The following is a 13,292-nucleotide window of genomic DNA, read 5'->3' as shown; positions in this document are numbered from 1 at the left end:
AGTCCGTCATGACCCATATTCCCTCGCTGGACCCCAACGTCGCCGCCCAGAAGGGCTTTCGAGAATCCGAGGAGCGCATCAAGCGCTTCTGGAAGAGCGCCAACGCCGAGGCCCGCGACGGCGGCTGGATCGTCCTGCTGGACGGTCGTGCGCCCAAGACGCCTGCCGGAAACGCCATCGTCCTGCCGACCGAGGCCGCCGCGCGGCTGGTGGCGGACGAATGGAACGCACAGGGCGAGCACCTGATGCCCGCCACCATGCCCGCCACCCGCCTGGCCTCGACCGCCATTGACCGGGTCAGCCGGACCCGCGGGCCGGTGGCTGAAGAGATCGCGCGTTACGCCGGGTCGGACGTGCTCTGCTATCTGGCCGAGACGCCGTCGGGGCTGATCGAGCGCCAGCAGACGGAGTGGGGCCCGTGGCGCGACTGGGCCGCGCGTGAGCTGGGCGTCGAACTGCATACGGTAGAGGGCATCATCCACCGCCCGCAGGCTCCGCAGGCTCTGGCGCGGGTCGAGGCGTTGGCGCTGGCGATGGACGACTTCGCCCTGACCGGGCTGGCGACGGCCGTGCCGCTGTTCGGGTCGGCAGTGCTGGGGCTGGCTGTGCAGCGCGGGGCGCTGGCGGGCGAGGCGGCGCTGGACCTGTCGCGTCTGGACGAAGCCTTTACTGAGGAGCGTTGGGGCGTGGACGAGGAGGCGGCTGCCCGCACCGCTGCTCACCGCGCCGAGGCGGCCTTACTGCAGCGGTGGTTTGAGGCGCTACGCTGAGGCGCTCAGCCCTTCAGCAGAGCCGCGCGCTCGTCGGCCGTCAGCATCCGCCAGCGGCCTTCGGGCAGGTCGCCCAGCTTCACCGGACCGATGCGGATGCGATAGAGGTCGACGACCTCCAGCCCGACCAGTTCGCACATGCGGCGGATCTGGCGGTTGCGGCCCTCGCGCAGCAGGAATCGCAGGCGCTGGGGCTCCATCTGGGTGACGCGGGCTGGCTTCAACTGGCGGCCGTCCAACTCCAGTCCGTGGCGCAGTTGGGACAGCTTTGCTTCGGTCACGGCGCCGGCGACGCGGACCAGATATTCCTTGTCGAGGTCCGACTGTGGTCCGATCACCGCCTTGGCCACCACCCCGTCCGATGACAGCAGCAGCAGGCCGCGCGAATCCTCGTCCAGCCGCCCGACCGGAGGCAGGGAGGCGTCGCGGGCGGGCGTCTCGCCGTCGCCGACCCGGTTGGCCGTGGTCAGCAGGCGCGCGGCGGGAATCTTGCCCGGCTCGGGCTGGCCCGAGACATAGCCGACCGGCTTGTGCAGCAGGATGGCCACGCCCGCCGCCAGCGCCGCTTCGCCCTTGTCGTTCAGGGTCAGGGTCTGGCCCGGCTCGATCTTGCGGCCCGCGTCGCGCACCACCTCGCCGTCGATGCTGACCAGGCCCTCGGCGATCAGCCCCTCGGCCTCGCGGCGCGAGCAGACGCCGGTCTGGCCCAGCCATTTGTTGATGCGGACGGGTTCTGCGCCGTCATAGGTGCGGACGAAGGCCATGAGCTGACTGAACTCTCTGCGATGCGATCGGCTGTGTAGGGCGGGGCTGGGCGTTCAGGCAAGGCTGGCAGGCAAGGCTGGCCGCCACGCGCCAACGTTCAGATTTTCCGCCTTTGTGTTTCAAGTCACGTTTTCGTCGCCAAGTTGACCTTGAGCATCATAAGCCTATATCAGCAGTCACCCTGATGATTTTGATACGTTCGCCTCCGATCGATTCGGATCGCGACGTTTGCCGTGTCTGACTGAATTTCGACACGCAGGGCGCGACGGTTTCTAGGAACTGTCCGCGAATATTGATCGATAACCTTCGAAGGAGACGTTTTGTACGCTCAACGCAAGACCGCGACCGCCCCTCGTTCCCGCCAATACGGCAACCGCCCCGCGCCGACCCGCCTGCGCTTCGGCCTGATCATGCGCAAGGGCATGGATTTCGGCGAACTGGGCGACATGGAGACCGCCCTCCGCTTTGAAGGCGTGTCGCTGGCTCCGATCTCGACCGGCGAGGGCAGTCTGGTTTCGGGCGGCTTGACGGTTCTGGCCACGGCGACGGCCGACGACATCACCGGCGGCCGGGTCCAGGGCGTGGTGGTTCCCGGCGGCATGGCGGACGAGGCTGGACTGGTCCAGGTCAAGGCGCTGGTGAATCTGGCCAAGGCGCAGGGGCTGCCGGTTCTGGCGTTCGCCGACGGCGTGGCCCTGACGGCCGAAATCTTCGGCGAAGCGGCCGATGCGCCGGGCGCCGCTTTCCGCGACGGCAAGGTCGCCCTGCTGAACGATCGCGCCGAACTGACGGCCGTGGTCGCCGCCATCTAAACGCGGCGGAAGATCAGGCTCAGGTTGTTGGCGGGCATGGCTCGCCGCAGCGTCAGGGCCAGGCCATGCGACCGGGCGAGCGTCTCGACCTCGCCCCGGTCGCGCAGGCCCCATGCCGGATCGCGCGCCTTCAGGCTGTCGTCGAAGGCGGCGTTGGACGGGGCCAGCGGTACCTCCGCTTCGCGATAGGGGCCGTAGAGGTACAGCAGGCCGCCGGGGCGCATTAGCGACCGCTCGGCCAGCTGCATCAGGCCTTCGGCCGCCGTCCACGGGCTGATGTGGATCATGTTGATGCAGACGATGGCGTTCAGTGGCTCTGACGGCCAACTGGCGTCGTCCAGCATGTCGACGGCCTGTGCAGGGCGCAGGTTTGCGACGCCTATATGCGTCCGCCACGCCTCGATGCTGGCGCGGGCCTGCGGGCTGGGGTCGCTGGGCGTCCAGTCCAGGCCGGGCAGGGCGGCGGCGAAGGCGGCGGCGTGCTGACCCGATCCGGCGGCGATCTCCAGCACCCGGCCTTGAGCGGGCAGATGGGCGCGCAGAACGTCGAGTATGGCCGCGCTGTTGCGTTCGGCTGCCGGCGAAATCAGCGCGTCAGGAGCGCCGGCCGATGTCAATATTGCAGAATCCATCGTCTTCACGCCGAAGGAGATAGCCCTTGGGGCGCGCTCTGACGATTTAATTGTGCGCGCGGGCGGCCTGGCCCGGATAACGGGGGAATGAAACGTGCAGCGGTTGACCTTATGTCCCGTCGGGTTCATTGCCCGCGTAACACAGCGTGATCAGCTTATTGCGTGACGGCGACGACAGATCGGCGCGCGCAGCTTCAGGAGAGCAAGACGTGACGCAATCGATTCCCGGACTCCTTCCGGCGCCGACCGAACACAAGGGCCTTGTCGCCTGGGTGGAGCAGATCGCCGCCCTGACCAAGCCGGACCGTGTTCACTGGTGCGACGGCTCGGACGCCGAGAAGTCGGCCATCGTGGCCGACCTGATCGCCAAGGGCACGTTGAAGGAACTGGATCAGGCCAAGCGCCCCGGTTGCTATTACGCCGCCTCGGACCCCAAGGACGTGGCCCGCGTCGAAAGCCGCACCTTCATCTGCTCGCAGGACGAAGCCGACGCCGGCCCGACCAACAACTGGTCCGACCCGGTTGAGATGCGCGCCCGTCTGGATGGCCTGTTCGACGGCTGCATGAAGGGCCGGACGATGTATGTCGTTCCGTTCTGCATGGGTCCGCTGGGCTCCAAGATCTCCGCCCTGGGCGTCGAGATCACCGACAGCGGCTATGTCGCCGTGTCGATGGGCGTCATGACCCGCATGGGCAAGGGCGCGCTGGACATGCTGGGCGCCGACGGCGTCTTCGTCCCGGCCGTGCACACCCTGGGCGCGCCGCTGGCCGAAGGTCAGGCCGACGTGGCCTGGCCCTGCAATGATGACAAGTGGATCGTCCACTTCCCCGAAACCCGCGAAATCTGGTCCTACGGCTCGGGCTACGGCGGCAACGCCCTGCTGGGCAAGAAGTGCTACGCCCTGCGCATCGCCTCGATCATGGCCCGCGACGAGGGGTGGCTGGCCGAACACATGCTGATCCTCAAGCTGACCAGCCCCGAAGGCGTGTCGAAGTATGTGGCCGCCGCCTTCCCGTCGGCCTGCGGCAAGACCAACCTGGCCATGCTGCAACCGGCGCTGGACGGCTGGAAGGCCGAGACGGTGGGCGACGACATCGCCTGGATGCGCTTCGGCGAAGACGGCCGCCTGTACGCCGTGAACCCGGAAGCGGGCTTCTTCGGCGTGGCGCCGGGCACCAGCCGCAACACCAACAAGAATGCGCTCGAAACCCTGACGCGCGACACCATCTTCACCAACGTCGCCCTGACTGCCGATGGCGACGTCTGGTGGGAAGGCCTGACCAAGGAAGCGCCGGAAGGCCTGACCAACTGGAAGGGTCAGCCGCACGATCCGGCATCGGGCGAGCCTGCGGCCCACCCGAACTCGCGCTTCGCCGTCTGGGCCGGTCAGTGCCCGTCGATCGCGCCTGAGTGGGAAGACCCGGCGGGCGTGCCGATCGACGCCATCCTGTTCGGCGGCCGTCGCGCCTCGGCCGTGCCGCTGGTGACGGAAGCCTATGACTGGGAGCACGGCGTCTTCATGGGCTCGACCGTGGCCTCCGAAGGCACCGCCGCCGCCGAGAACAAGGTCGGCGAACTGCGCCGCGATCCCTTCGCCATGCTGCCGTTCTGCGGCTACAACATGGGCGATTATTTCGGCCACTGGCTGTCGATGGCCCAGCGCACGACGGATGCGGCCAAGCTGCCGCGTCTCTACTTCGTCAACTGGTTCCGCAAGAACGAGGACGGCAAGTTCGTGTGGCCGGGCTTCGGCGACAACGCCCGCGTGCTGAAGTGGATCGTCGAGCGTCTGGAAGGCCAGGCCGAGGCCGTGGACACTCCGGTCGGCCGCGTGCCGTCAAAGGCTGCGCTGGACCTGTCGGGCCTGACGCTGACCGACGCCGATCTGCAGATCCTGCTGGACGTCGATGCCGATGTCTGGACCGAGGAAGCCGCCCTGATCCCCGCCTTTTACGAGAAGTTCGGCGATCGCCTGCCCAAGGCGCTGTGGGGTCAGCACGCCGCCCTGACCAAGCGTCTGGAAGAGGCGCGGGCGGCCAAGCTGGCGGCCGAGTAAAAGACCGTCCTGAACGGTTGAAATCGGGGCGCGGGAGGTCGAAGGACATCCCGTGCCCCATTTCAATTCTCCCGAACCTTCCTTCGACGCCCTGATCATCGGCGCGGGCGCCCTGGGCCTGTGCGCGGCGGCGGAGCTGAGACGACACGGACGCCGCGTGGCGGTGGTCGATCCGGGCGGCGTCAACGCCTCGGCCGTGGCGGCGGGCATGATCGCGCCCGCCATGGAATGCGCCATCGACGATCTGTCGCCTGAGGCGGCTGGAGTGCTGCGCCGTGCGCGCGACCTGTGGCCTGACTTCGCCGAAGCGACGGGCGTGCGCCTGTATGGCGACATGGCCGAGTGGCGCGGGGGAAATGTCGCCGAACTGGCTGGGCGGATGGCGGCGCTGGGTTTTCAGCATGACTACGACGACGCCTCGGCCCGCCTGACCACGCGCGAGGACGCCAAGGTCGATCCGCCTCAGGCGCTAGCGGCGCTGGCGCAGGGACTGACGGTGATCAAGGCGCGGGCCCTGCATGCGTTGCTGGACGCTCAGGGCTGGCGGGTCGAGACGACGGCGGGCGCCTTACGAGCGGAGCATCTGATTCTGGCCACCGGCGCCGATCCGGCTCTGGACGGCCTGCCGCCCGAAGCGCGCGCAGCGGTCGCCTGCATCACCCCCATTCGCGGTCAGATCGGTCTGGTGCAGGAGAAGCTGGTCTACCACGTGATGCGCGGGCCGGGCGCCTATGTCGCGCCGATGGGCGAGGGCAGCGTGATCGGGGCGACGATGGAGCCGGGCGAGCGGTCCTTGATCCCCGACGCTGCGCGCTGTGAAGCCATGCTGGCGGCGGCATGGAAGGCGTTGGGGCAGGCGCCGCGCACGCTGACGATCGACTGGCGCGCAGGGGTGCGGGGGACAACGCCGGACGGCCTGCCGATGGCGGGGCAGATTGCGCCGGGCCTGCATGTCGCGCTGGGGCCGCGCCGCAACGGCTGGTTGCTGGGGCCTCTGATCGGGGCCGTTGTCGCCGATGCGACAGAGGGCCGGCCCGTCGCCGAGCCGGCCCTCCATCCTTCGCGGTTCCTTTAGTCCGTCGGCGGGGTGAAGCGGATCGCCATGGTGACGCGGGCGCCGTCGACCGCCTGTCCGTCGACCGTGCGCGGGCTGAGGCGGAAGTAGCGGCTCAGGCTGAGCGCCGCCCGGCCGAAGCCCTGATTGCCCGGCGTTTCGGAGGTGACCGAACAACCGGTCAGGCCGCCGTCCACCCGCACCAGGCAGGACAACTCCGCCACTCCGCCGATGCCGCGCGCTTCGGCAGCGGACGGATAGGCCCGCATCAACTGATCTGCTGTCGGCTTTCGCACCCAGTCCGGCTGGGTGATCACCGGCATGGGCTTGGGCGGTTCGGGCGTGACCGCCGTGCCGGTCGAAGGTTCGGCTGCCGGCGCCGTGATGTTGATGGCTGGCCCGGCGTCATGGCTGACGACGGGGGCGACCGGGACCTCCAGGGGCGCGACATCGCTGGGCGTGACCTGCGTCGGCCGGTGGATCGGCGGCGTCGGCGCGGGCGAGGCCTGGGGCGGCGTCTGGGGTTTGGGCGGCAAGGGCGGCCGGATCAGATCGACGATCGTGGGCGGCGGCTCCGTCGGCGCGGGCGGGGCTTCGGTCAGTTCAAACCGTTGCTGATACAGCCAGACTCCGGCGCCCACGTGGACCAGAGCCGAGGCGCCGATCATCGCCCACATCAAGGGGGACAGCGGCTTCCGGCGTTGTTGGAAGTCGAGGGGGCTGACCACGCCGTGGCCCCCGGCGATACGCATCATCATGACTTACGCGCCTCCTGTCGCGGGCCCTCCCCAGCGCCCCACGGAACGAAGTTCGCGCTTTGCTTGCGGCCTTATTGTGGCGCTTCGAATTGTTAACGGCGACGCTGCTGCGTTAAGGTTTGGTTTACCTAGGTTAGCGACCGTTCACACATGACCGTGAAAGCGATTCCATCATCCGGCGGCGTGGAGGCGGCCATTCGGCGCGCCTCGACCTCGACCGGCGTGGACTTCGACTTTCTGATGAAGACCGCGCGTCGCGAAAGCGCGATGAACCCCAATGCGCGGGCGCCGACGTCTTCGGCCTCGGGTCTGTTCCAGTTCATTGAGCAGACCTGGCTGGGCACGGTGAAGCGGCACGGCGCCAAGCATGGCTACGGCCAGTATGCGGACCTGATCTATCAAGGCGGCGACGGGCGCTGGCAGGTGCGGGGCTCGGCCCGCAATGTGGTGCTGGACTTGCGCTTCGATCCACAGGCGGCCTCGACCATGGCGGGCGAACTGACGGCCTCCAACGCCGCCTATCTGCGCGGCCGCACGGGGCGCGAGCCCAACGGAGGCGAGCTTTACGCCGCGCATTTCCTTGGCCCGGCGGGCGCGGCCAAGCTGATGGAGGCCATGCAGATGCGGCCCCAGTCCAGCGCCGCGGCCCTGTTCCCGGAAGCCGCTTCGGCCAACCGCTCGATTTTCTACCGCAACGGGCGGGCCGTATCGGTGGCCGAGGTGCACGCCAATCTGCAGCGCACGGCGGGCGAGGTCGCGCCTGCCGCAGGCGTCGGCGCCGTCAAGGCTGGACCCGAACTGGGCGACAAGGAGCGCGCGCTGGCCGCGCGACTGGATCGTCTGAAGCAGGATCAAGGCCTGCTGGCCCTGCTGCTGGGGCAGGACGGACAGGGGACGGGCGGAGGCTTCGGCGGCGCCTATGGACCGCCGCCGGACAGGTCGGTCTGAAGACCTTTGTTCGGCCGTTATTCCTAACGGGGCCTTAACTATGTAACGCTATGGGTGACGATTGATTCTTCGCCGCCCTGAGCCTCATCCATGACCGCCTACCGGGCCCGCCTGACGGAAAGCGACATACGGCGCCTGATCAAGTCCGACGTCGAGGACGATCGGGCGGCGGCGGCGCACAAGCTTTTGCGCAGCATCGACCGCATGACGCTGGACGAGGCCGAACGGGCGGCGGCGCAGAAGATTCTCACAGTGCTGGCCGTCGATGCGGCTGAACTGGTGCGCCGCGCCCTGGCTGTGACGCTGAAGGCCTCAAGCCTGATGCCGCGCGATGTGGCGCGCCGCCTGGCGGCCGATGTGGACAGCGTGGCCCTGCCGGTCATCAACTGCTCGCCTGTCTTTTCCGACGACGATCTGATCGAGATCGTCCGCGCCGGTTGCGCGCTGCGTCAGGCCGCTGTGGCCTCGCGTCCGCAGGTGCCGCGCGATGTGGCGACCGTCCTGGCCGCCGAGGGACGGCAGGAGGCGGTGCTGGCTCTGGCCGCCAACGACAACGCCGATCTGTCCGAAGACGCGCTCGGCGTGGTGGTCGATCGTTTCGGCCATGCGCCCGATGTCGTGTCGGCTCTGGCCTATCGCCAGGTTCTGCCGCTGTCGGTGACTGAGCGCCTGGTGGGGTTGGCCGCAGATGCGGCGCGCGAGCATCTGATCACCCAGCACGCCCTGGCGCCGGAGACCGCCATTCAGTTCGCCGATTTTGCGCGCGAACGGGCGACCGTCGATCTGATTGATCAGGCGCGGACGGCGCCCGACCTGCCCGCCTTCGTCGCACGCCTGTATGGACGCAAGGCACTGACGCCGTCCCTGCTGCTGAGGGCGCTGGCGCGCGGGCAGATGGGGTTGCTGGAGCACGCCCTGGCCGAACTGGCCGGGACGCCGCATCACCGCGCCTGGCTGATGGTGCACGATGCGGGGCCGTTGGGGTTCAAGGCTCTGTATGACCGGGCAGGGATGCCGCCGCGTCTGTTCCAGGCGTTTCGCGCGGGCGTGGACACCTGGCGCGCGCTTCAGGCCGAGGGAGGCGACACCTCGGGCGAGCGGTTCCGCCAGCGGATGCTCGAGCGTTTCCTCAGCCAGCGTCCCGACGCCGCCCGCGAAGATCTGGCCTATCTGATGGAGCGGCTGGATCGCCCGGCGCCCGAGATGCAGGCAGCGGCCGGCGCGGCATAGAAAAGGGGGCGTCCCGCAGAACGCCCCTTCATTATCTACGAAACTAAGGCCTCAGCCGAGATGCTCGGCCACGCGTGCTTCCAGCGTCTCGGCCAGATCGCGCCCCACCGGGTGTTCGTCGGTTTGGATTTCGTCGCGCACCACGGCCTTGATGGCGTCGATATGGGCGTCCACGAGGGGCAGGGGCGCCTGCATCCGCTTGTCGACGTCGTCCAGTATCCGGCACAGGGACCCGGCGATGCGTGTCACCAGCGGATATTGATAGGTCGCGCCGAGGCCCTTGAGGTCATGGGCGCGGAAATACAGAGCCTCGGCCGTTTCGGCCGTATAGCCCTTGGCGCGGATGTCAGCCTGGGCCTGATCCAGCTTGGTCAGTTCGTCCTGAAGCCACTGACCGAACTGGGCCGACATGGCTTTCAGCGCCTCTTCCGCCTTGGCGATGGCGTTGGCGTCGATGCCGCCGAAACCGCCGCCCACCTTGGCGCGCAGGGCGTTGGGCGGACGAAAGACGTTGGACGAATTGCTCACGGGCGGACTCCTGAACTGTAAAATCCAATGTGCCCGGAGAGTTCTAAAAAATCATGACGCTCAGGAAGAGAACTGCTCAGCCATAACACGCTCCTCATAGGAGCGGCCCGCGTCGAACAGCATGGTCAGGGTGATGTCGCGGCGTTCGCGCACCTCCACCTGTGTGACGCGCCGGACCTCGAAGTTGTCGGCGGTGGCGCTGACGGGGCGTTTGTCGGCCTCCAGCACCTCGAAGCGGACGCGGGCCGTATGCGACAGCAGCGCGCCGCGCCAGCGCCGGGGGCGGAAGGCGCTGATCGGGGTCAAGGCCAGGCTGGGCGCATCCAGGGGAATGATCGGGCCGTGTGCTGACAGATTATAGGCGGTCGACCCGGCCGGCGTCGCCACGAGGCAGCCGTCGCAGGTCAATTCTTCAAGGCGCACCTTGTCGTTGATGCTGATGCGCAGCTTTGCGCTCTGGCGCGTCTGGCGCAGCAGCGAGACCTCATTGATCGCCAGGCCGCTGTGGACCTGACCGCTCTCGGTCCAGGCGTCCATCTGCAGGGGATGCAACATGGTGCGGTCGGCCTGGACCAAGCGATCCAGCAGGTCGTCTTCCTCATAATCGTTCATCAGGAAGCCGACCGAGCCGCGATTCATCCCGTAAACCGGCGTCTGTAATCGCAGATTGTTGTGCAGGGTTTCCAGCATGAAGCCGTCGCCGCCCAGGGCCACGATCACCTCGGCCTCGGTTATGGGGACGGATCCATAGCGTTCCGTTAGCCGCAGGCGCGCTTCTTCGGCCTCGGGCCGGTCGCTGGCGAGGAAGGTGACGGCGGTGGGGCGGAAAGGCTGGCTCACCAGCCTAGGCAAGCGGAGCAGAGGCCGCCTGTCAAACGGGATGACCGTCCTCGGGCGCCATCAGCAACTGGAATTCAGAGGCAGCCTGGGCCGCCGAACGATGCGCCAGACGCCAGTCGCCGCCGTCAGGATCATGCGGAAAGCCGTTATTCATGCGCCGCACCTCGCTCAGGACCGCCGGGAAGGCGGCGCGATCCAGCCCCGCAGCGCTGCAGGCCAGCAACAACGGGCGGGTGGTGTCGGCCCGCAGGGCGCGTCGCACCTGATCCAGGTCCAGCCGGGCCAGGCGGCTCAGGGCATGGATGAAGACCTCCAGCCGGTCTTCACGCAGGGCGCGGATCAGGGTGGCGGGGCGAAGCTGGTCTGAGGCCTGAAGCTTGGCTGTCAGGCGGGCGGCGGCCACATCGGCGGGCGCGGTTTCCTGTGCAACGGCCTGCGCCGCCTCGGCCAGCCGCGCTGGATCGAGGGTGAAGCGTTCCGTGATGGCTTGGCGCAGGGCCTCGCCCACCCATTGATACAGGCGCGCGCCCAGTTCCGGCGTCATCTGGGGGTGGCGGGCCAGCGGCGCGCGCAGGGCGGCCAGTTCCCGCGACCGGCTGACCAGTCGGCTCATGCTTTCCACACACAACGCCGCCGTGCGGTTCGAGGCGAGGGCCGTCAGCACAGTCGGGTCGTCGGCCCTGATGATGGCGCGGGCCACGGCGGCGCCGAGGCCGGGTCTCAGGGCGACCTGGATGCGATGATCCAGCGACGCCTCGGCCAGCAGGGTCAAAAGGTCGTTGTCCTGCAGCAGGGGGCTGGCGGCGATGACCGGGCGGGCGATTTCTATGGCGTCGGCCGCCAGCATCCGCACCAGGGCGACCGGCGCCCAATCCGCATCCGCCAGTCGCTCCGAGAGGGCCTGACGGATATCCGCCTCAACCACGCGGACCAGGGCGATGAAGGCGTCGCCGAGCGCCTGGGGCGCGCGATCACGCCCTCCGGTCGAGCGATACAGGTCCGCCACGCCGATCAGCAGGCCATGCTGACGCTCCGGCGGTTGTCCCTTCGCCAGGTCGACCAGTTGTTCAAGGCTGTCCAAAGGCAGGGGGGCGGGCGTGGCGCCGTGCGTCTGCGGTTCGTTGCGAGTCACATTGGTGGGTTCCACGTCGCCCTCGCGGAAAAACTGCCTGCCCCTGAGGCGAAAGGCACCTTGAAGAGGGGCTGTGAAAACAGGGTTAACGAAGTCTTGGGAAAGCGGAGCCTTGCGTCTTGACGCCGACGCCTGCCGGGGGGACGTTCACCTGAACGCTGATCAGGGGAGTGATCATGGCGGATGGAATGAGCGGGGCGCCCTCGCTGAAGGGGCGGGTTTCAGAAGACGAGTGGCGCACGCGCGTCGAACTGGCGGCCCTGTATCGGCTGGCGGCGCTGCACGGGTGGGACGACATGATCTTCACCCATATCTCGGCGCGTGTTCCGGGGCCGGAAACGCATTTTCTGATCAATCCCTACGGCTGGTATTTCGACGAGATTACAGCCTCTTGCCTGGTGAAGGTCGATCTGGACGGCAATATTGTTCAAGAGACTGACAGCTTCATCAATCCGGCAGGTTTCACCATCCACTCGGCCGTCCATGCGGCGCGCGAGGACGCGCATTTCGTCATCCACCTGCACACGGTGAACGGCGTCGGGGTGGCGGCCCAGAAGGACGGCCTGCTGCCCATCAGCCAGAACGCCTGCCTGTTGCAGCATCAGGTGGCCTACCACGGCTATGAAGGCCTGGCGCTGAACCATGACGAGCGCGAGCGTCTGGTCGCGGACCTGGGCGACAGGTCGCTGATGCTGCTGCGCAATCACGGCACGATGGCGGTCGGAAATACGGCGGCGCAGGCCTGGGTCGGCATCTTCTTTCTGGAACGCGCCTGCGCCCAGCAGGTCGCCGCCCTTTCGGCGGGGCGGGACAATGTTCTGATCGCCCCGGATGCGGCTCAGGCTGAGACCAAGGAGCAGGGGCGCGGCATCGGCTTTGTCTCGTCCCTGGCATGGCCCGGCGCCCTGCGTCAGCTCCAGCGAAAATCGCCCGGCTACGACGCGTGAGGCCGCTGAGGGGCGGATTGAGGCGCGGCCCGATCGGCCTTCTGGTCGGTCTGGCTTGGCTTGCAGTCGGCTGCCCCGCCCATGCGGGCGCCTGGAACCTGCCGAAGGGACAGGGGCAGGCGATCGTCAAATATGAGACCGTCCGCGCGGATCAGGCCTTTTCGCCCGACGGAGAGCGGGTTGACCTGTCGCACGACCGCCTCGACCGCGCTCTTTCCATCTTTGCGGAATATGGACTGGACGACCGTTTCACCCTGCAGATGAAGAGCGAATGGCAGGAGGGGCGCGACGCCTTCGTCGACTATCAGGGGCGCGGCCCGATTGAGATCGGCGTGCGCTGGCAGGCCTATCGCGATACGCGCAACGCTGCGGCCCTCTATGTCGGCTACGCGCATGGCGGCGAGGGGCGTAACGCCGGCTATGCGCCGCCTGGAGCCGGCGATCATGACTGGGAGGCGCGCGTGATGGCCGGGCGCGGCCTGGGAGCCGACGGGCAGGGCGGCTTTATCGAGGCGCAGGCGGCGAGGCTCTGGCGCGCGGGCCTCAATGACGAGACGCGGCTGGACCTGACGGCGGGCCTGTATCTCGCGCCGGACTGGCTGTTGTTGGGTCAGGCCTATGCCGGAGCGGCGGACGACGGCGGGCCCCGCTGGCTGACGTTGGAAAGCTCGGTCGTGCGGCGACTCGGCGACTGGAGCCTGCAGGCCGGTTGGCGAACGGCGGTCGCAGGCCGTGAAACTCCTGCGGGACAGGGGCCCGTAATCGGAATCTGGCGGCGCTTTTAAAGCGAATTTCCGCGACGGAATCAGAGAGTAGTCT

General features: G+C 68.0%; 14 protein-coding genes. 8 read left to right on the top strand and 6 right to left on the bottom strand.

The window, feature by feature from the left end; all coding sequences use genetic code 11:
- Positions 1 to 8 precede the first annotated feature (8 nt).
- Entirely contained in the window at positions 9 to 770 is a 762-nt protein-coding gene (locus RSD66_RS11110; protein ID WP_415287782.1) for an ATP12 family chaperone protein, read from the top strand.
- Between the two features lie 5 nt (positions 771 to 775).
- Here RSD66_RS11110 and RSD66_RS11105 read toward each other — a convergent pair whose 3' ends face one another.
- A complete protein-coding gene (locus RSD66_RS11105) occupies positions 776 to 1,534 on the bottom strand; it encodes a pseudouridine synthase (RefSeq protein WP_415287781.1) in 759 nt (252 codons plus the stop codon).
- A 321-nt stretch (positions 1,535 to 1,855) separates the two neighbouring features.
- On the opposite strand from RSD66_RS11105, the gene RSD66_RS11100 reads away from it, so the two are divergent.
- Entirely contained in the window at positions 1,856 to 2,347 is a 492-nt protein-coding gene (locus tag RSD66_RS11100) for a hypothetical protein (RefSeq protein ID WP_233551859.1), read from the top strand.
- On the opposite strand, the gene RSD66_RS11095 is transcribed toward RSD66_RS11100, so the two are convergent.
- Positions 2,344 to 2,979, bottom strand: coding sequence for a DUF938 domain-containing protein (locus RSD66_RS11095; protein ID WP_415287779.1), 636 nt, complete (start codon positions 2,977 to 2,979; stop codon positions 2,344 to 2,346). The two genes, RSD66_RS11100 and RSD66_RS11095, sit on opposite strands and share 4 nt — an antisense overlap.
- 209 nt (positions 2,980 to 3,188) lie before the next feature.
- Between RSD66_RS11095 and RSD66_RS11090 the strand changes: the two genes are divergently transcribed.
- Complete coding sequence (locus RSD66_RS11090; RefSeq protein ID WP_024353957.1) at positions 3,189 to 5,036, top strand: phosphoenolpyruvate carboxykinase (GTP); 1,848 nt, start codon at positions 3,189 to 3,191, stop codon at positions 5,034 to 5,036.
- A gap of 52 nt (positions 5,037 to 5,088) precedes the next feature.
- Positions 5,089 to 6,111 carry an NAD(P)/FAD-dependent oxidoreductase gene (locus RSD66_RS11085; protein WP_415287778.1) on the top strand — a complete coding sequence of 341 codons (1,023 nt, stop codon included), beginning with the start codon at positions 5,089 to 5,091 and terminating at the stop codon, positions 6,109 to 6,111.
- Here the strand turns inward: RSD66_RS11085 and RSD66_RS11080 are convergent.
- Positions 6,108 to 6,848, bottom strand: a complete 741-nt coding sequence (locus RSD66_RS11080) for an energy transducer TonB family protein (protein WP_415287777.1) — start codon at positions 6,846 to 6,848, stop codon at positions 6,108 to 6,110. The two genes, RSD66_RS11085 and RSD66_RS11080, sit on opposite strands and share 4 nt — an antisense overlap.
- A 150-nt stretch (positions 6,849 to 6,998) precedes the next feature.
- Between RSD66_RS11080 and RSD66_RS11075 the strand changes: the two genes are divergently transcribed.
- A complete protein-coding gene (locus tag RSD66_RS11075; RefSeq protein WP_119412330.1) occupies positions 6,999 to 7,796 on the top strand; it encodes a transglycosylase SLT domain-containing protein in 798 nt (265 codons plus the stop codon).
- A gap of 90 nt (positions 7,797 to 7,886) precedes the next feature.
- Entirely contained in the window at positions 7,887 to 9,026 is a 1,140-nt protein-coding gene (locus tag RSD66_RS11070) for a DUF2336 domain-containing protein (protein WP_415287776.1), read from the top strand.
- 51 nt (positions 9,027 to 9,077) lie between these two features.
- Here the strand turns inward: RSD66_RS11070 and RSD66_RS11065 are convergent, their stop codons facing one another.
- Genes RSD66_RS11065 through RSD66_RS11055 form a run of 3 tightly spaced genes read right to left on the bottom strand, consistent with a single transcriptional unit; the run spans position 9,078 to position 11,526 of the window.
- Positions 9,078 to 9,554, bottom strand: a complete 477-nt coding sequence (locus RSD66_RS11065) for an Hpt domain-containing protein (protein WP_415287775.1) — start codon at positions 9,552 to 9,554, stop codon at positions 9,078 to 9,080.
- 60 nt (positions 9,555 to 9,614) lie between these two features.
- Positions 9,615 to 10,394 (bottom strand): NAD kinase, encoded by a 780-nt coding sequence (locus RSD66_RS11060; protein ID WP_024353963.1) that lies wholly within the window; start codon positions 10,392 to 10,394, stop codon positions 9,615 to 9,617.
- A 31-nt stretch (positions 10,395 to 10,425) separates the two neighbouring features.
- Positions 10,426 to 11,526, bottom strand: coding sequence for a DUF2336 domain-containing protein (locus RSD66_RS11055; protein ID WP_415287773.1), 1,101 nt, complete (start codon positions 11,524 to 11,526; stop codon positions 10,426 to 10,428).
- A 176-nt stretch (positions 11,527 to 11,702) separates the two neighbouring features.
- Between RSD66_RS11055 and RSD66_RS11050 the strand changes: the two genes are divergently transcribed.
- Positions 11,703 to 12,473: a class II aldolase/adducin family protein gene (locus RSD66_RS11050; protein WP_346523437.1), complete on the top strand. Its 771-nt coding sequence runs from the start codon at positions 11,703 to 11,705 to the stop codon at positions 12,471 to 12,473.
- Positions 12,470 to 13,258 (top strand): hypothetical protein, encoded by a 789-nt coding sequence (locus tag RSD66_RS11045; RefSeq protein ID WP_415287771.1) that lies wholly within the window; start codon positions 12,470 to 12,472, stop codon positions 13,256 to 13,258. The genes RSD66_RS11050 and RSD66_RS11045 overlap by 4 nt, the downstream gene beginning before the upstream one ends.
- Positions 13,259 to 13,292: the final 34 nt, after the last annotated feature.

Source organism: Brevundimonas sp. S1H14 (assembly GCF_047716865.1).
GTDB classification, from domain to species: domain Bacteria; phylum Pseudomonadota; class Alphaproteobacteria; order Caulobacterales; family Caulobacteraceae; genus Brevundimonas; species Brevundimonas naejangsanensis.
Note: the sequence above shows the minus strand (reverse complement) of the source record. Positions and strands in the feature narration are given on the sequence as shown.